The sequence below is a fragment of the Pseudomonas fluorescens genome, from assembly GCF_002022275.1.
Taxonomy (GTDB): domain Bacteria; phylum Pseudomonadota; class Gammaproteobacteria; order Pseudomonadales; family Pseudomonadaceae; genus Aquipseudomonas; species Aquipseudomonas fluorescens_AJ.
The window spans coordinates 569,153-588,190 of the sequence record NZ_MSDF01000014.1; the positions used below are offsets into that span (position 1 = coordinate 569,153).

Here is a 19,038-nt window from a genome sequence, read left to right on the forward strand (position 1 = left end):
CCATGGATAGCAAGCCTACTGTTTTGTTACTCGGGCCCACCGATGATTACCTGAAGAAAGTCGAAGCCAAAGCTTTCGTAATACTGATCACTGAACCTGCTCGGGTCACGCCCTACCAGCGTGGGCTTGTCGATCCGGACAACCTCTTGGACTTCAATGACGTCAACGCATTGGTAAGACGTGCGCTGGAGTTACAGCGTCAGTTCACGTTTGACGGGGTTTACTCGTTTACAGAGTTGGGCATGGAATGCGCGTCGATACTTGCATCGGTACTGGAGGTCCCTGGACCCGACCTGCACTGCTCCTTTACCTGCCGGGACAAATTAATGACCCGACAGGCCCTCGAACGCAGGGGCCTGAACACGGTGGGGTTTGAATGGGTTCGGCCTGGCGATATCGACGAACCCTGGATTGCTTCTGGCAAGAAAGTACTCAAGCCCGTCGATGGCACCGGAAGTGTGGGCGTGCGCATTATTGAGGAAGGTGGCCTGATTGGCCCGCCCTCCAGTCGGTGCATCCTTGAGGACTATGTCGAGGGCCGCGAGTTCAGCTGTGAAACCTTCAGCATTGATGGGCAGCACTTCAAGCTGGCCGTGACCGAGAAGCGCTTGTCGCAGCCCTGCGGAGTGGTGGAAGTCGGTCACGTTATTGATCCCGCACAGACGTTTATCAGTGCCGCCCAGTGGGGCTATCTACAGCAGATACTGGATGCGATCGGGCTACGAAACGGTCCGGGCCATATCGAGTTCAAGCTGCACGATGAAGCGATCCATATCATCGAGTGCCATAACCGGCCTGGCGGTGACAGGATCTGGAGCCTGGTGGAAATTGCGACCGGTTTCGACATGGTCTCCGCCTCGATTGACCGACTGCTGGGCACGCCCGTCGAGGTGCAGCTGCTTAATCGCCGTTGTGCCGCCATCCATTACTTTGAGTACTTACCGGGCACTGTCCGGCACTGCCAAGCCTGGCAAGGGAGTTTGCCGGCGGATATTCACTGGCTGGACTGGAAGCTTTCTCCCGGGATGGTGATAGCCCCCATGACCAATTCCTCGGATCGCTACGGCAGCTTCATTGTCTCGGCCGGTTCAAGAACTGAACTGCTCGAACGTATCACTGAGGTCGAGCAACAGTTCGAGGTTGAAATAGCGTGAATGTCTTGTCGATGATAAAAGCCCTGCCGGTGCCGGCAATGCGCGTGCTGTTGATTCAATGGTTGACGGCAATCGGGTATTTCTCGGTTATCCCGTTCTTCATGGTTTACCTGGTGCGGTACCTGCATTTTTCTCCGGCCTTCGCCGCCACTCAGCTGACACTTTTCCTGGTCGGCCAATATGGTGCTTCTTTCCTGGGTGGCTATATCGGCCACACCAAAGGCCCACTGTTGGCGATGCGGCTGGGGCTGGGGCTGCAAATTATCTGCTACCTGGTATTTGCCTGCGGGATCGACGACGCGCTGTACCTGAGTTGTTTCAGCTTGCTGTTAGGTGTCAGCAAAGCGTTTTTCACACCCGCCTCCAAGGCGTTGCTCTCCACGCTAACGCCTGGGCAGGATCAGCTCTTGCTGTTTTCCCTGCGTAGCACCATCAACAACCTGGGGGTTGCCATCGGCAGTGCCATTGGCGCGTCCATGCTTGACTTCAATGTCGTCGGTTTTTTCATCGCCGCCGCCGTTGTGCAAATGGTTGCCCTCTTTCTGTTATTGACCCTGCGATTACCCGCGATTGCCATCGTGGCGGACCTGAAGAAAGCGAGCTTTAGCACCGGCGTGAAAAGCTTGATGGTTAAGCCTTTTTTCCTGTTATTGCTGGCGCTGTACGCCCTCTACAGCTTTTTATACATCCAGCTCGAATATTCATTTCCGCTGCATGCCGCGCATTTTTGGGGCAATGAAATGGTGGCCTATATCTTTTGGGTCAACGCCGGGGTGGTGATGTGTCTTCAAGTGCCGCTGAACATGTACTTATCGCGCTTCATTTCTCACTGGGCCGCCATTTTCATTGGCTTTCTGTTCATGGTGCTGGCGTTTCTGATCATAGGCATGTCCGGCATCAGCACGCCTTTTTTGCTGGCCATCGCGTTCTTCACGCTGGGCGAGTTAATTATTGATCCTGCGATTGATACCGTGGCCGGAAGTAGAAGCGAAAAGCACTACTTGGCGATCGCGTTCTCCCTGCTGGGGCTGGCAGGCCTGGTAGGCAGTGTCAGTGGAAACCTGATAGCGGGAGCATTCAGTACAGAGGACGGCGCCTTTGAGCACAACCTGTGGTTTTTGAATGTGCTGTTGGCTATGGTGGGAGCAGGGCTCGTCGCCCTCACGGCCAGGGTCAAATTCTTTAGTAAAATGGAACTTTATAATGAAAAAGAATGATGATTTTTTTACCGCTGAGGGCTACAGCCTGAGCGCAGACAAGCACCTGCTGGACGTGGAGTTTATCCATGGGTTTCTGGTTCAGTCGACGTGGGCCAAAGGCATTACCCGTGATCGGGTGCAACTAAGCATTGATAACAGCTTGTGCATGGGCGTCTATCACCATGAACGGCAAGTCGGCTTTGCCCGACTGGTGACGGATTTTGCGACGTTCGGCTATTTGTGCGATGTCTTCGTCGACGAGCAATATCAAGGTAAAGGCCTGGGTCTCTGGGTGTCCGAAGGCATATTGGCGGGCCCCGAGGCCGGGCAACTGCGCCGAATCATACTGGCCACCACGACGGCTCCGTGGCTGTATGAAAAGATGGGGTTTGTGCCAGTCAACCAACCGAACTATATCTGGCAAGTCTTCCGTTCCGACATCTACCAGCGCTGAAACCCCGATAGACCTGCGCCTGGGTGACGACCCCAGGCGTGAGCGTACAGCGCTCCCTGCATCCATTGTCACTGGCCACCGCAGCGTCCTTTAATCGCCTCATGCAGACGTATGCCGCTCGGCTAGGTATAGTGCCGCCCCTCTTCGCGTCTGCGGCCGTCAGTAACGAGGCCCGGGTACAACGCGAAACCGCATGAATAACAACACCCGCAAAAGGATTGGGGTCGAAGCGTCGTGCACTGCCTGGTGCTGAGCGATGCCTAGGACCGTCCTGCGTTTGCCATTAGAAAAATCAGCGAGGAACACTCCATGCTCGAAGTCATCAACGACTTCCTCTCAGGGAAAGTACTGATCGTGCTCATTGTCGGGCTCGGCGGTTATTTCACGATCCGCTCGCGTTTCGTTCAACTGCGTCACTTTTTCCACATGTTCTCGGTGTTTAAAGACAGCCTGAAAAGCAGCTCCGGCCAACTCAGCTCGTTCCAGGCGCTGATGCTCAGCCTGGCCGGCCGCGTAGGCGCAGGTAACATCGCCGGTGTCGGCATTGCCGTGACATTGGGCGGCCCGGGCGCCGTGTTCTGGATGTGGGTCACCGCATTGGTGGGCATGTCTTCGAGCTTCATCGAGTGCTCTCTCGGCCAGCTGTACAAGCGCACCGACGCCGACGGCACCTACCGTGGCGGCCCGGCTTACTACATCCAGCACGGCCTGCAAAAACGCTGGTTGGGTATGGTCATCGCGTTCCTGCTGCTGGTGACCTTCGGTTTCGCCTTCAACGGTCTGCAAGCCCACGCCGTGACCCACTCGCTGAACAGCGCCTTTGGCCTGGACACCACCTACACCGGCCTGGCGCTGGCGGTATTGCTGGGCCTGGTGTTCATCGGCGGGATCAAGCGTATCGCGTCGATCGCCGACCTGCTGGTGCCGGTCAAGACCCTGGTCTACATCGCCGTGACCCTCTACGTGATCGTGCTGCAATTCGACCACGTGCCGGCCATGCTCGCGACCATCGTCAAGAGCGCCTTCGGTCTGGACCAGGCATTCGGTGGCCTGGTGGGCAGCGCGATCATCATGGGCGTGAAACGCGGCGTGTTCGCCAACGAAGCCGGTTTGGGCAGTGCGCCTAACGTCGCAGCAGTCGCCTCGGTAGAACACCCGATTGCCCAAGGCGTGGTCCAGGCGTTCAGCGTGTTCCTCGACACCTTCGTGATCTGCACCTGCACCGCGCTGCTGATCCTGCTCTCCGGCTTCTACACCCCGGGCTTCGAAGGCGACGGTATTGCCCTGACCCAGAACTCCCTGGCCGCGGTAGTCGGCGACTGGGGCCGGATGTTCATCTCCGTGGCCCTGGCGTTGTTCGTGTTCACCTCGATCATGTACAACTACTACCTCGGCGAGAGCAACCTGCGCTTTTTGGTCGGTAACAACCGCAAGGTGTTGATGGGCTATCGCGCATTGGTGCTGGCACTGATTTTCTGGGGCTCGATCGAGAACCTGAGCACCGTGTTCGCCTTTGCCGACATCACCATGACCCTGCTCGCGTTCGTTAACCTGTTCGCCTTGGCGTTCCTGTTCAAGATTGCCATGCGCATCCTGAACGACTACGACAACCAGCGCGCAGCGGGCATCAAGACGCCGGTGTTCGACTCCAGCCAGTTCCCTGACCTGGACCTGGACCGCACCGCGTGGCCGGCGAATCCGGCAAAACCGCAAGTGGCTCCATCGGCTGAACTGAACGCTCAAGCGCAACGCTAAAACGATCAGCAGTGACACGCCGCCCGGCCTTGGGCATGCTCTGGGCCCGGCGGCGTTTTTCGTTCAGGAGAATCTCAATGTCAGCATCCAATAACGTCATGGTGCTCTACACCGGCGGCACCATCGGCATGCAGGCCAGCGCCAACGGCCTGGCCCCCGCATCCGGTTTCGAAGCGCGCATGCGCGAGCAACTCGCCAACCAGCCACTGCCCGCTTGGCGCTTTCAGGAAATGGCGCCGCTGATCGACAGCGCCAACATGACGCCCGCTTACTGGCAGCGCCTGCACACCGCCGTGATCGACGCAGTGGATCAGGGCTGCGATGGCGTGCTGATCCTGCACGGCACCGACACCCTGGCCTACAGCGCGGCCGCCATGAGCTTCCAACTGCTGGGCCTGCCGGCGCCGGTGCTGTTCACCGGCTCCATGTTGCCGGCTGGCGTGCCCGACAGTGATGCCTGGGAAAACGTCAGCGGTGCATTGGCCGCATTGGGCGAAGGCCTGGCAGCCGGTGTGCAGCTGTATTTCCACGGTGCGCTGATGGCACCGACCCGCTGCGCAAAAATTCGCAGCTTTGGCCGCAACCCGTTTGCCGCTCTGCAACGCAATGGCGGTGTGGCCCAGGCAGACATGATCCCTGCAGCCCTGCATTACCGCCAACCCAAGGCGCTGGCCAATGTCGGCGTGTTGCCGCTGGTACCGGGCATCGCGGCCATTCAACTGGACGCGTTGATCGACAGCGGCATCCAGGCACTCATCCTCGAATGCTTCGGCAGCGGCACCGGGCCGAGCGACAATCCTGCGTTCCTCGCCAGTCTGCAACGGGCGCACAACCAAGGGATTGTGGTGGTGGCGATCACCCAATGCCATGAAGGCGGCGTGGAGCTGGACGTCTACGAAGCCGGCAGCCGCCTGCGTGGCGTCGGCGTGCTGTCCGGTGGCGGCATGACCCGCGAAGCGGCGTTCGGCAAGCTCAATGCGCTGATCGGTGCCGGGCTCGATACTCAGGAAATCCGCCGTCTGGTGGAGCTGGACCTGTGCGGTGAGTTGCGCTGAGCGCCAGCGCCAACCTACATAAGCACCACCGTTGCTGAGCGTGCGTTTTCTAGCATGACAACACCCCGGGACAACCCTGGGGTCGTTGCCATTCTCATGCACGCCAGGACGCTCCATGACCGCCACCCTTTCAACGGCCCAACCTCACAACCTCACCGCAGCACTGATCACGCAAATGTCCATCGGCCCCGCTTTTCGCGAAGTCGCCGCCGGGTTACTGCGCGAACAATTGCAGAAGCTGTATCCGTCACTGGACATCGATCCCGATATTGCCGTGGTCGGCACGCCGGCATGGGCGATTGTCGATGACCATGTCGTCCCTGCCGGTCGCTATTACAACGCACTGACCGACCTTCTGGCGATCCAGTCAGTGGTAGCGATTCCCGCCCTGTACCTGGAGGGAGAACACTTCCTGACCCAATTGCCTATCGTTGAGCCGGCGGTGCATCTGCCGGTGCGCATTCTCGACATTGCCGAAATGCTCAATACCCTGGCGCCCGTGATCCTGCGTGGCTATCAACAGACTCAGCTGGCGTACTGGAATGGCGCCGAGGGTGACAGCGGCCCGCGCTGGCATTCGCTGTCCACTGCGTTACGTGAATTCTGGGATGTTAAAGATCTCTCTGGCTGGACCGCCGCAGACCGCGAGATGGCGAATGAGCTGTACCGCACACCCGACCTCACGACACGCCTGCTCAGTGATCCCAATGCTGTGCGGGCCTATGTGATCGATATCGACGAGATCGACGCGGCTGGCAAAGTCACGCACCTCAACGAGCACCTGATCAGCGTCGTCATCGGTCAACAGGAAGGCCGCGACGTCATCCTCACTCAGTCACTGCTCCTGGGCTTCAAAAAATACAGCACCTTGGAACTACTCGCTAAGGACCTGCCCAACCTTCTGGATAACTCCATCACCCACAAAACCATTCAGTGGCGCCTGCTTGAACCCGATGGTGATTTTTTCGACTACCTGGCGTGTGCCTTCGTCAGCTTGCAGGTTGCCGCCATCGGTGCCATTGATTTTTCGGATTTACGCGAACCGGACGCTCCCCAGAAACCCCTGGCGTCACCGCCAACCCCCCAATCCACCGTGGCAGCCCCCGATCTGCAACCATTCATCCATGCTCTCCCCGAGTGGCTCACCAGCGCCTCTGACTCAGACCAGAACACCTATTCGCGTTATCTCAAGGACCTGGCGGCCTTGCACAGTTCAAATCAGGGCCAGTCTTATCAGGATGGCATCAGCCCGATTCAGGAATACGCACTGGACGTGCTGAATGCCCAAATGCGTAAGGATCACCCCAACGCCGCCCCTCAACTTCTCGAAGACCTGGACATTGGGGTCAAGAGCCCGGTGCTCTGGGGATTATTCCCAATGCCAGGGCAATTCGACACGTCAGTATTCAGCGTTGCAGAACTGGCATTGCAGAACCTGATCGCCTTGCCCATAGGCGTCACCACGCTGCGCAAGAAAAGCGCTCAAGCCCTTCCTGACTGGCTGACCTTTGACTACTTGAAAACGCTGATCAGCCGAGCGGACATCGGTAACGCCTACCCCGCGCTGATCAAGCAAAAACTGCTCGCCGACCCACAAGAATCCAAACGCCGTCAGACGCTCTACGCGCAGCACCTGCGTCTTCAACTGCCGTTGCTTGCGCTGCAGTGCAAGATTCGCGACGAGGCCGGCATTGATGAGCTCGGCTTTCGTTACGTGGTGGCGGTGATGCAGGCGGAACCCGATGACCGCTTTGTGCAGGGTCAACCGATCGTTATGCGGCCGTTGGCGTTCGAGCCGACAAGGCGACTGGACACCACGCAGGACACGGTCGCCAACATGTTCATCATCGGCCCCATCGACCCGGCGGCTGGCCCTTGCTTGCTGTACCGGCCACTGCTCGACCAGCCGCTGAGCCAATACCCCTCGCCCACCAACTTGATCTACGCCCTCCAACAATCCGCGAGCCTGCGGGACTCGGTACTCGCCTGGCTGCCGGATGACTCAAGAAATGACTACGCCCAGTATGTGTTCCCGGGTCAACTACCCTCGCCCTGGACAGTGGTCGAGTTCGTGGTAGACCCCATCAAGTTGCTGATCATGAGCGGCCCGGTCGTGCTCGGCACGGACACATTGGCTGGCGATCAGTTCGTCACGCTGTATAACGCCAATGCCAACGCCCTGGTCGAACTGGCCGACCGCCAATCAGTCTCCAACAGCGATGCCCGATGGGCCACCTTCAAGCGCGCCGGCTGGATGATCTTCAATGCGGCGCTGCCCTTCCTCGGCAGGACAGTCGGCGTCGCTGCCTGGATTTGGCAGATCATGGATCAGCTGCAAAACGTGGTCGACGCCCAGGCCCATCCTGAACAACAGTCACCCTGGGCAGCCCTCACCGACTTGCTGCTGAACATCGGCATGGCACTCACCCTGCACAGCGTCAGCCGCAACGCGCCACGCCGTGAGTTCGACGCGCCTGCCGCTACCAAGCTCCCGCGCCCCATCGTTAAACCAAAAACCCCGATTATCAAAAAGCTGGCGACGATTACTTCGGACGCGCAGAGCAACCACGACCAACCCTTGCATACCAGTGGCGCAATAAACCGTACGCCGCTGCGCCTGGCGACCGTGCTGGACAGTTTCAAAGTAGCCAAACCCGCCGCGCTGGGGCCGGCCAACACCGCCTTGGGGGCACATCAACACCTGTATGGCAGAGGGCAAACCTGGTACGCGCCAGTGGGCACGCGATGGTTCCAGGTGTTGGTTGACGAAAACGACAGCGTGCTGATTGTCGACCCTGCTCAACCGGAGCGCACCGGCCCGCCGTTGATCCACAACAGCCAAGGGCAATGGTTTGTCGATACCCGCCTGCGCCTGCGCGGGGGCGGCCCCAAATACCTGACCCGCAAGGCACAGGCCTTGGCGCTCAAACGCGCACAAGAGCTACGCCTGCAGTTGGACACGTTCGAGAAAACCAAAAAAACCGCCCAACGCCAGTTGGAACAAACGCGCTTGGCCATGGAAGCGGGACCTTCCACGTCAGCCGAAGCGCGTCGACAGACCTACCTCCAAACCCTGGATAACCAGCGCAAGGAGTACGAATCGGCCTTGCAAAAACTCAAGGAATTGAGTGTCAACGCACCCACACCGGACTACCCGCAAAAAGCCCTGGGCTATATCAAGGCGCAAACTAAAATGACAGGCGAAAGTTTGCGCGAAATCCTCACTCGTTTTACCCCGAAACTGCGCACCACACTGGAACAAATCGAGCGCCAGGCCGAGTCGCCACAAGACCGCCACATCGAAGATGGCCAAAGCCTGAACGAGCTGATTCCGGTCACCATTGAACACCTGGAATACATGCAGAGCCGTTTCAGTGAGCTTGATCAGCTGGGCAGGGATGGCAAGCACCTGATCAGCATCATCCAGGGCACGCTGCCCGGCTATGGCGTGGACCAATTGAAAGCGTTACGCGTGTCGATCTCGCGCAACTTGTGCCTGGCTCCTACCAGTATTGAGACGGCGCCCGTTGCCTGGTCGACGCTCGATCAGATCGTAAACAGCGCCGAGATATCGATTCAGTGCTTGCAGGAAACCCTGCTTGAACAAAGCGAGTCGCAACTCGACGAACAGATCGACACCCTCAACAGCTTGATCGAGCAGTTCCAGACTCAGGACGAACAACTGCAGGATTTTGCCACCGATTTTTCAGAGCACGCCCTGCCAACGCCGCTGCAAACGCTGCGCAGCCAACTGGCCGCCTATCAGCGCCAAGCCATCAGAGGCCTTGGCGTGTCGACGGCCGAACGAGACCGCGTACGAAGCCGTCCGACACCGCCGCCCACCCCGCCCAGGCTGCACAAAAAATACATCCGCACGCGCTTTCATGGGCAGCTCATTGGCGAACCGCGGTTGACTGATCTGGCGAAAGAAACCTGGCTGGTGGATGTCACCTCGCCGGTCACCAGCAAAGTAATCGCCACCTTCCATGAAAAAACCAAAGGTGTCTGGGCCCTACGCCTCAAGACACCGCCCACGACACCTTCGCCAGTGGATATCCAGACCCATATCCGACGCGGGCAGGCGTTGCTCGACGAGTTGCCGGCATTTCAGGTGCGCGCCAGCGCCCGCGCTGTCAGGCCAGACCGAACGCCTATCAGTATCGAACAGCTCTACCACCAGCAGGCGGCTCGCCTGGAGCAGGCCGCCAATGCCATCGAACACGCGCTGACGTCAAGCAACGACACCGAGAGCGAAACGCTTCCAGCCAGTAGCGTAAAAAAAGCCTTGGTCGATGCTGTTGACGTCCTTTTTCAGAACAGCAACACGCGAGTGCTCAGCGCGATCAAGCAACACCCGCCCACCGCTTGGGCACTTGATTGGCTCAAGCAGCATGACGCGATCACCATCAAAAAGACCCTCAACCGCCGGCAGAGGGGGCACAAGGCCGATTACGTGTCGGAATACAGCATCAGCGAACGCCTCAGTCATGAAGTACTTTGGTATGCCGAATTTCATTACAGTGCCGAGTGGACGCCCGACAAGGCCTACTTGTCGGCACGCTTGAAGACCGTCGAAGAACATCGCATGGGGGCTGCAGCCAACACTCTCAAAGGCTTGACCAGCAAGCAGAGAGTCAATTTTTTGCGTAGCGAGATCAGCCTGGAACAAGCCCGACGCCTATTTTTCGAGAGGCCGAAATCCGAATCCGGTAATTGATCCGCGCTGCCGGCGGGGCGGCATGCAACTTGCTGCTTGTGCTGTACACCCTGGCACCGGTTTTCCCATGCTGCATTCACACCTGACCACCCTCAACGCCGTATCCCTGGTCCTGACCACCTTCCAGGGTCAGGGCCTGGCGAGCGACGTACTGCTGGCTGGCAGCGGTATTGGCGTGGCCGATCTAAACCGCGCCGACACGCGCATCACCACCTGCCAGGAGATGCGCGTGTGCGCCAATGCCGTGGCCCTGCGCCAGGACATCGGCCTGGAACTGGGCCAGCGTATGCACGTGTCTTGCTATGGGTTACTCGGCTACGCGCTGCTCACCAGTGCCACCTTAGGTGACGCTTTGCGCCTGGCGCTGCGCTACCCGGCGCTGTTGGGAACACTTTTCGAGCTCAGCCTGGTGGAAGACGGCGAGCAGATCTGGCTGACCGCCGGCGACTATCGGGAAAATCCCGAGTTGGCAGCGTTCAACGTGGAGTTTTGCCTGGTGTCGATGAAAGTCATCTGTGATGACTTGCTTGGCCGCGCCCTACCCTTGCGTGAAGCACGCTTCAATTACACGGCGCCGGATTACCACGCCCGTTACGCCGAACGTTTCGACTGCCCCATGCAATTTGACGCACTGACCAATGGGTTTGCCTTCGACCAGCAGTGGCTGCAACAACCGTTGCCTCTGGCGGATGCCATCACCCACCGGGCCATGGCGGAGCGTTGCCGCAAACAGAACTCTGAATTCACCGGGCGCCAGGCCTGGCTCAATCGCGTGCGCCAGTTGCTGGCCGACCAGTTGCACGCCGCGCCCGGTCTGGATGGCTTGGCCGCGCAGATGAATTGCTCGGCGCGCACCCTGCGCCGGCACTTGCAGGCGTTAGGGTGCAGCTACCAACAATTGCTCGACGAGCTGCGTTTTGAGCAGGCCAAACTGTGGTTGGCACATGACCAGATGCCGATTCATCAGATCGCCGAACAGTTGGGCTTCAGTGAGACAGCGAGCTTTCGCCATGCGTTTGTGCGCTGGAGTGGCGTAGCCCCCAGCCTGATGCGCCACTAACAACCACTAAAAACCCGTGGCGAGCGGGCTTGCCCCGCGTTGGACTGCGCAGCAGTCCCATTTTTGGGGTTGCTACGCAACCCAACGCGGGGCAAGCCCGCTCGCCACAGGAACAGTGTTCGTCTTCAACTCATGCCATTGAAGGGCGAATTACGGTCACTTACTTTGGCCATATTTATCCCCTTCTGGCCGCTCCTGCCATTCTCTTGAACTCCCCGCCCCGCAACACTGCAAGGCACAACAACAGGCCTGCGGGGAGTACCCATGCTGACGATCTACTCCGACGATCACCATTTGCACCATGGACGCTGTGAACTGATGGATGGGCAACTCATGCCCTGTTTCGAAATGCCCTCGCGCGCCGACCATGTACTGCAACGGGTCAAAGACCGCGAGCTGGGCCCGGTGCAGGCGCCACAGGACTTCGGCCTGGCCCCGCTGGAGCGCATTCACAGCCGCGACTACCTCGACTTCTTCAAAGGTGCCTGGGCGCGCTGGACCGAATTCGGCCAGGACGGCGACTTGCTGCCCTACACCTGGCCCGCCCGCACCCTGCGCCGCGTGCTGCCCACCAGTTTGCACGGCCAACTTGGCTATTACAGCTTTGACGGCGGGGCACCAATCACCGCCGGCACCTGGCAAGCGGCGTACAGCGCGGCGCAAGTGGCGCTCACCGCGCAGCAGGCGATTCAGGCAGGCGCCCCCAGTGCCTTCGCCCTGTGCCGCCCGCCCGGGCATCACGCCGCAGGCGACTTGATGGGCGGCTATTGCTACCTCAACAACGCCGCGATTGCCGCCCAGGCGTTTCTTGATCAGGGCCACCAGAAAGTCGCGATCATCGACGTGGATTACCACCACGGCAACGGCACGCAGTCGATTTTCTATGAGCGCAGCGACGTACTGTTCACCTCGATCCACGGCCACCCGGAGGCAGAATTCCCGTTCTTCCTCGGTTACGCCGATGAGCTGGGCGAAGGCGCAGGAGAAGGTTTCAACTTCAACTACCCGCTGCCCGCAGGCTCAGGCTGGGGCCAGTGGAGCGCAGCGCTCGAAGAGGCATGCGCAGAGGTCGAACGCTACGGCGCTGACGTCATCGTGGTGTCTCTGGGCGTGGACACCTTCAAGGACGACCCCATTTCCCAATTCAAGCTCGACAGCCCGGATTACCTGGCCATGGGCCGACGCCTCGCGCGCCTGGGCAAGCCCACTCTGTTTGTGATGGAAGGCGGCTACGCCGTCGAAGAAATCGGCATCAATGCCGTCAACGTCCTTGAAGGTTTCGAACTGGAAGGAGTCACCCGATGAAGCTGCTCACCTCCCTCGCCTTGTGCGCCGCCGTGTTGAGCGGCGCGGCACAGGCTGAAGAAAAAACCCTCAAGGTCTACAACTGGTTCGACTACATCACGCCCAAGGCGCTGGAAGATTTCAAGGCGCAAAACCCGGCGATCAAGCTGGTGTACGACATCTTCGACACCAACGAAGCCCTGGAAGCCAAGCTGCTCACCGGCAACTCGGGCTATGACGTGGTGGTGCCGTCCAACGTGTTCCTCGCCAAGCAGATTGAAGCCGGCGTGTTCCAGCCGCTGGACCGCAGCCAGTTGCCGAACTGGAACCACCTCGACCCCAAGCTGATGAAGCTGATCGAAGCCAACGACCCCGGCAATAAATTCGCCGTGCCCTACATGTACGGCACTATCCTTATCGGCTTCAACCCGGACAAGGTCAAAGCCGTGCTGGGCCCCAATGCACCGGTGGACAGCTGGGACCTGATCTTCAAGGAAGAGAACATCAGCAAACTTAAACAATGCGGCGTGGCCTTGCTCGACTCACCCTCGGAAATTCTGCCGTTGGCCTTGCAGCACCTGGGCCTGGACCCCAACAGCAGCAACCCCAAGGATTACGTCAAGGCTGAAGCCTTGCTGATGAAAATCCGCCCCTACATCACCTACTTCCACTCGTCCAAATACATGGCCGACATTGCCAACGGCGACATCTGCGTGGCTGTCGGTTACTCGGGCAGTTTTTCCCAGGCCGCCAACCGCGCCAAGGAAGCCAAGAATGGTGTGACTGTGGACATGCGCCTGCCCAAGGAAGGCGCGCCGATCTGGTTCGACATGCTCGCCATCCCCAAAGGCGCGCAGAACCCGCAGGACGCCTACACCTTCATCAACTACCTGCTGCAACCTCAGGTGATCGCACCCATCAGCGATTTTGTCGGTTACCCCAACCCGAACAAGGACGCGACCGGGCTGGTCGACCCGGCGATTCGCAATAACCCCAACCTGTACCCGACCGAGGCCGCGATGGCCACGCTGTACACCTTGAAACCCTTGGGGCGTGATGCGGAACGGGCGAGGACGCGCGCCTGGACCAAGATCAAGTCGGGTACCTGATTCAGCGTTGCCAGGCCTGGCGCAACCGCGCCAGTGCCTGCGCAATGCCCGCTTCGGGCACGGCGGCAAAGCCCAGTACCAAGCCAGCACGCTGATCCTCGGGGGTGGTCGATTGTGCGAGCCAGTACGTGCTCAAACCGTTGATCTCGACATCCACCGCGTGCGCTTGCTCGAGCAATTGTTGCTCACGGGCCAAACTGTCCACACGTACGGTCATGTGCAGCCCCGCCGCCACGCCAGGCAACTCACCCACACCCGGCAACCCGCTGGGCCAGCCCGCCAGCAACGCATTGCGTCGGCTCAACGCCGCGCGACGCATGCGCCGGATGTGCCGCTGGAAATGCCCGGCCGCCATGAACTCAGCCATCACCGCCTGGGTGCTGACTTCGGAGTGGCGCATGTCGACGGCGCGGCGCCGCGAGAACGCGTCCACCAAACCCGGTGGCAATACCAGGTAACCCAGGCGCAATGCGGGAAATGCCACCTTGCCGAACGTGCCCACGTACAGCACGCGCCCGCTTCGGTCCAAGGCTGCCAAAGGCGACAACGGCGCGCCGCTGTAGCGGTACTCGCCGTCGTAGTCGTCCTCGATGACCCAGCCGCACGTGCGCTCGGCCCAGGCGAGCAGTTCCAGGCGTCGCGCCAGGCTCATCACCACGCCCAGCGGGTACTGATGGGACGGCGTGACGTAGGCCACACGGCAATCATCCAGCGTGTTGAGCACCTGGCAATCAATGCCCTCGCTGTCCACCGGTACGCCATGCAGTTTGCCGCCCGCCAAGGCGAATGCATGCCCGGCCGCGCGATAGCCGGGGTTTTCCACTGCCACCCCATCTCCCGGCTCTACCAGCAGCTGTGCACAAAGGCTAATTGCCTGCTGTGCGCCGCTGGTGATCACTATTTGCTCAGCCGTGCACTGCATGCCCCGCGCGCTGCGCAAGTAAGCGGCAATCAAGCCGCGCAAACGAGCGTCACCTGCCGGGTCACCGTAGCAGAGCTGCTCCAGGTCCGGGTTGCGCCAGAACGCCCCGTTCAACTTGGCCCACACCTCAAAAGGAAACAGATCGAATGCCGGTACGCCTACGCGAAAGGCCCGTGGCGGCCCGGACGGTGGCTGTGAAAGATGGTTGGTTTTTATCCGTGCCAACCCTGCGCTGTGGATAACTTCACTGTCCAGATCTTCAGGCAAATTTGCCCATTTTGTGGATAAGGCTGGGGATAAGCATGTTGATAACCCTGTGGATGGTTTTGTGGATAGTTTTTTCGCCCCGGGCAGTTGAGCGACATAAGTGCCATCACCGACCCGGCTCTCAGTAAACCCCTCCGCGTACAGCTGATCGTAAGCCCGCACCACACTGTTGCGCGAGATCGACAGTGCCGCCGCCAAGTCGCGGGTCGCCGGCAAACGCGTGCCGCTGACCAGGCGCCCGTCCAGCACGCGTTGACGCAAAGCTTCATACAGTTGGCGCGTCAGGCCCTGACGACGATCAAGTTCAATTCCGGCAGGGTTGAATGACAGTGGCGGCGCAATGGGCGGCATATTGGACCTATGAAATGGATGCCAGATGGCTCTTTAAACGAACCATTAGCCTGCCTAGGATGCAGGCATTCGCCAAGGAATATTTCCATGTACGTGCCCCGCGCCTTCACGCTCGACGAATTGCCCGAACTGCATCAATTGATCCAGCACACCCGCCTGGCGCAGCTGGTGACCTTTGGTGAGCAAGGGCTCATGGCCAGCCACTTGCCGCTGCTGCTCAACCCGGATGAAGGCCCGAACGGCACGCTGTACGGCCACCTGGCCAAAGCCAACCCGCAGGGCAAAGAGCTGCAGAACGGCAGCGACGCGCTGGTGATTTTTGCCGGGGCCGAGGCCTACATCAGCCCGGCGTTCTACCCGACCAAGGCCGAGCACGGCAAAGTGGTGCCGACCTGGAATTACATCGCCGTGCATGCCTACGGCAAAGCCGAGGTGTTCAGTGACGCCGAGCGTTTGCTCAGCGTGGTCACGGCGCTGACCGATCGCCACGAAGATGGCCGCGCCCAGCCCTGGAAAGTCAGCGACGCCCCCGCCGACTACATTGAAGGCATGCTCAGGGCCATCGTCGGCTTCGCCTTGCCGATCGAGCGGCTGATCGGCAAACGCAAACTCAGCCAGAACCGCAGCCCGGCTGACATCGCCGGCGTACGCAACGGCCTGGCCGCCAGCATTGATGTGCGCGACCAGACCCTGGCGCGCTTTATTCCCCAAGGAGTTTCAGAATGAGTCAGTTCGACATCCGCCCGGTCACCACCGCCGACCACGCCGCCTGGCTGCCGCTGTGGCACGCGTATTTGAAGTTCTACAACACCGAACTGCCGGACGCCGTCAGCCAAAGCACCTGGCAGCGCCTGATCGACCCGAGCGAACCGACCCACTCGGCGCTGGCCTGGCAGGACGGCAAGGCCGTGGGCATGGTCAACTTCATCTACCATCGTTCCAACTGGAGCATCGAAAACTCCTGTTACCTGCAGGATTTGCTGGTGGACCCGGCCCAACGCGGCACCGGCGTCGGCCGCCAACTGATCGAATTCGTCTACGCCACCGCCAAGGCCGATGGTTGCGCCAAAGTGCACTGGCTGACTCACGAAACCAACGCAACGGCGATCCAGCTGTACGAACGCATCGCCGAACGCCCGGGTTTCATTCAATTTCGCAAAGGTCTTTAAGGAGCGCAGCATGTCCACTTCCCTCGCCGACTGGAAAGGCGTCCCCGCACCGACCGTGCAACTGCTCGAAGGGCGCTTTATCCGCCTGGAAAAACTCGACCCGGAGCGCCATGGCGATGATTTGTTCCAGGCCCTGCAAGGCCCCGGCGCCGACCCGAAACTGTGGGATTATTTACCCTACGGCCCCTTCCCCGAGCGCGCCGCGTTTGATGCGTGGCTCAACAACCATGCCCAACACAGCGACCCGTATTTCTTCAGCGTGATCGACCGCGCCAGCGGGCAGGTGCAAGGCATTCTCAGCCTGATGTCCATCGTCCCGGCCCAGGGCCGCATCGAAATCGGCCACGTCACCTTCGGCGCGCCGATGCAGCGCTCGCCGAAAAGCACCGAGGCGGTGTACCTGCTCGCCAAGCACGCCTTCGACCAGGGTTACCGTCGCCTGGAGTGGAAGTGCAACAACGGCAACGGCCGCTCCAAATATGCGGCTGAGCGCCTGGGCTTCAGTTTTGAAGGCGTGTTCCGCCAGCACATGGTGGTCAAGGGCCAAAACCGTGATACCGCGTGGTATTCGATTCTTGACTCGGAATGGCCGAAGGTTGGCGCGGGGTTTGAAGAGTGGTTGTCGGAGGCGAATCAGAGTGGTGACGGTCAGGTGAAAAGCCTGGCCCAGTGCCGAGACTGAATTCCCCAAACACCATTAATCACTGTGGGAGCGGGCTTGCCCGCGATAGCGATTTGTCAGCCAACATCTCCATTGCTGACCCACCGCCATCGCGGGCAAGCCCGCCACATTAGATCTCTATCAAATTGAGCCTTGTGCTCGGCCGCCCTACAAACTTCTGCGAACTTTCACCACGCCCATCTTCATTCCGAACGGCCGGAACACAGCATTCAACGACTTCAATGTTTGATTCCCTTCACCCTGTTCGATATGCACCAACGTGCGCACGGAGATTTTGCACATCTTGGCGAACTGGCTCTGGTGAAGGCCGGTGACTTCGGTGCGCAGGCGGCGCACGGCGGCGCCTATTTCGAGCGAACCGTCAGCCAGGCCTTGTTCAATGCTCTCGATCATCAGAGCACGAGCATCAAGGGTAATCGTCATCTCAGGCCCCATTGTTTCAAGCGCAGGTCGAGTTTTCCCAACGGGATGCCGGGATGGTTAAAGGTCGCCGTGGGCAAGCCGCTGGCGACCAGGATGTCCGGCAACGCTCGCAGTTGTTCAGCGTCATGTCGCAACCGCTCATACGATTGTTCCGGGTCGACTGACTCGGCCAACGAATCGCACACGCCTCGCCAGTTGATATCACCTGCCACTTCCAACGCTTTGGGCCACTTGGTGGTTCGGGTAATGCCTTCGGCGTCCATCACCATCGGGGCCAGGTCATAAATAGGCGCTAGCCGCAGCGAGTCGCGCCCACGGATGATCGACGTGTTTCGCCCATGGTTATCTGCGTTGCCCAACACTTTGTTCAGCAAATCTCGACGCAAATAGTCCGCAACCAGATCGGCCACCTGGGCCTCTTGCCCCACCGCACGCCATTGGTTCACCAACAGCCTGATGACCTGCGAATGGTCCATGTAGCTGCCGGGTGTCGTCACGCCCGACAGGGAGTAAATCGATTCCACAGCCAATCGCTCGACGCCTTTCTCACTGACTCGGCGATCAAAGCGATGCATCCACAGGCTGGGCTTGGTGGCCTCTTCCAATGCCAGCCCTTCTGCGGCAACGGTTTCTATTCCGAGTGTTTGAAGTGCCTTGTAATAGTGATATTCACTTTTCAGGATGTCTTGATCGAGCTGCGTGGCCTGGTTGCGGGCGAACTTGATAAACCAGTGCTGAGTGACGTCGGCATCGTTCAGGATGGCGTCCGGGTACAACAGGCCATCAATGCCCTGCGTCATTAACAGTTTTGGCGCTTCACCGCCCGCCCCTGTCGCCCCGCCAATGGCGGCGCCCTGTTCATAGGCATATTCAAGGAAGCGGTTATCACGACTGATGACTTCATGACGTGGAAAACCCATGGAGACCCCACCACCCAACGCTTGCACTGACTCCTTGATACGCATGTTGCCAATGGGTGCCGGCGTGCTGCGCCCCAACAAGAATAAATCTGCGCTGATCTCCTCTGGCTTCTCGCGCCCGATTCGGCTCATCAAAAAGCGCTTGGCTGCACCCGCAGGCGCAATATCATGCAAAAAAGCTGGCGCTGATTTGAGGGCCGCTACATCCCACTCCAGTGGAAACCGCGCACTGACGGATGTGGAGAAAGGCAGCTGGATGTCCTGAAGGTTATCCACGAGGTAATCCTGCCTGTAATGAAACCGGCAGGGCCCATCAAAACCTTTTTGAGGATCAGAGAACTCCAACCGCATAGCATCACGCCACTGACCCTCAGTGAAGAGTTGCAACATCAAACTGAAGGGGGTGTCCATCTGCAATTTAGTGCACCTATTAAGCGATTTGCGAGGGTACTACTGCAATATAGTGCATTCAGCTCTGTCTTGCGGAGCGATTTTACGCATTAAAATGCATTTCAAT

General features: G+C 59.5%; 15 protein-coding genes. 12 read left to right on the forward strand and 3 right to left on the reverse strand.

Annotated features, from left to right (window positions below):
- The first annotated feature begins 2 nt into the window (after positions 1-2).
- From BFW87_RS10900 to BFW87_RS10940, 9 genes are all read left to right on the forward strand, one after another.
- Complete coding sequence (locus BFW87_RS10900; RefSeq protein WP_078739835.1) at positions 3-1,154, forward strand: ATP-grasp domain-containing protein; 1,152 nt, start codon at positions 3-5, stop codon at positions 1,152-1,154.
- The gene (locus tag BFW87_RS10905; RefSeq protein WP_078739836.1) at positions 1,151-2,371 is read left to right on the forward strand and encodes an MFS transporter; all 1,221 of its coding nucleotides are present in this window, start codon (positions 1,151-1,153) and stop codon (positions 2,369-2,371) included. The genes BFW87_RS10900 and BFW87_RS10905 overlap by 4 nt, the downstream gene beginning before the upstream one ends.
- A complete protein-coding gene (locus BFW87_RS10910; RefSeq protein WP_078739837.1) occupies positions 2,358-2,807 on the forward strand; it encodes a GNAT family N-acetyltransferase in 450 nt (149 codons plus the stop codon). The genes BFW87_RS10905 and BFW87_RS10910 overlap by 14 nt, the downstream gene beginning before the upstream one ends.
- Before the next feature lie 309 nt (positions 2,808-3,116).
- Positions 3,117-4,562, forward strand: a complete 1,446-nt coding sequence (locus BFW87_RS10915; protein ID WP_078739838.1) for an alanine/glycine:cation symporter family protein — start codon at positions 3,117-3,119, stop codon at positions 4,560-4,562.
- Between the two features lie 77 nt (positions 4,563-4,639).
- Positions 4,640-5,617: an asparaginase gene (locus tag BFW87_RS10920; protein WP_078739839.1), complete on the forward strand. Its 978-nt coding sequence runs from the start codon at positions 4,640-4,642 to the stop codon at positions 5,615-5,617.
- A gap of 115 nt (positions 5,618-5,732) precedes the next feature.
- A complete protein-coding gene (locus tag BFW87_RS10925) occupies positions 5,733-10,334 on the forward strand; it encodes a hypothetical protein (protein WP_078739840.1) in 4,602 nt (1,533 codons plus the stop codon).
- Positions 10,335-10,401: 67 nt separating this feature from the next.
- A complete protein-coding gene (locus tag BFW87_RS10930) occupies positions 10,402-11,394 on the forward strand; it encodes an AraC family transcriptional regulator (RefSeq protein WP_078739841.1) in 993 nt (330 codons plus the stop codon).
- Between the two features lie 264 nt (positions 11,395-11,658).
- Entirely contained in the window at positions 11,659-12,699 is a 1,041-nt protein-coding gene (locus tag BFW87_RS10935; protein ID WP_078739842.1) for a histone deacetylase family protein, read from the forward strand.
- Positions 12,696-13,787 carry a polyamine ABC transporter substrate-binding protein gene (locus BFW87_RS10940; RefSeq protein WP_078739843.1) on the forward strand — a complete coding sequence of 364 codons (1,092 nt, stop codon included), beginning with the start codon at positions 12,696-12,698 and terminating at the stop codon, positions 13,785-13,787. Before BFW87_RS10935 ends, BFW87_RS10940 begins: the two co-directional genes overlap by 4 nt.
- A gap of 1 nt (position 13,788) precedes the next feature.
- On the opposite strand, the gene BFW87_RS10945 is transcribed toward BFW87_RS10940, so the two are convergent.
- Positions 13,789-15,327: a PLP-dependent aminotransferase family protein gene (locus BFW87_RS10945; protein ID WP_078739844.1), complete on the reverse strand. Its 1,539-nt coding sequence runs from the start codon at positions 15,325-15,327 to the stop codon at positions 13,789-13,791.
- Between the two features lie 87 nt (positions 15,328-15,414).
- On the opposite strand from BFW87_RS10945, the gene BFW87_RS10950 reads away from it, so the two are divergent.
- The 3 genes from BFW87_RS10950 to BFW87_RS10960 are packed head-to-tail and all read left to right on the forward strand — an operon-like array spanning position 15,415 to position 17,178.
- Positions 15,415-16,053, forward strand: coding sequence for an FMN-binding negative transcriptional regulator (locus BFW87_RS10950; RefSeq protein ID WP_078739845.1), 639 nt, complete (start codon positions 15,415-15,417; stop codon positions 16,051-16,053).
- Positions 16,050-16,496 carry a GNAT family N-acetyltransferase gene (locus BFW87_RS10955; protein ID WP_078739846.1) on the forward strand — a complete coding sequence of 149 codons (447 nt, stop codon included), beginning with the start codon at positions 16,050-16,052 and terminating at the stop codon, positions 16,494-16,496. Before BFW87_RS10950 ends, BFW87_RS10955 begins: the two co-directional genes overlap by 4 nt.
- Before the next feature lie 10 nt (positions 16,497-16,506).
- The gene (locus BFW87_RS10960; protein ID WP_078739847.1) at positions 16,507-17,178 is read left to right on the forward strand and encodes a GNAT family N-acetyltransferase; all 672 of its coding nucleotides are present in this window, start codon (positions 16,507-16,509) and stop codon (positions 17,176-17,178) included.
- A 147-nt stretch (positions 17,179-17,325) separates the two neighbouring features.
- On the opposite strand, the gene BFW87_RS10965 is transcribed toward BFW87_RS10960, so the two are convergent.
- On the reverse strand, positions 17,326-17,601 hold the full coding sequence (locus tag BFW87_RS10965) for a helix-turn-helix domain-containing protein (protein WP_078739848.1): 276 nt from the start codon (positions 17,599-17,601) through the stop codon (positions 17,326-17,328).
- Positions 17,598-18,932 (reverse strand): HipA domain-containing protein, encoded by a 1,335-nt coding sequence (locus BFW87_RS10970; protein WP_176159738.1) that lies wholly within the window; start codon positions 18,930-18,932, stop codon positions 17,598-17,600. The genes BFW87_RS10965 and BFW87_RS10970 overlap by 4 nt, the downstream gene beginning before the upstream one ends.
- Between the last annotated feature and the right edge of the window lie 106 nt (positions 18,933-19,038).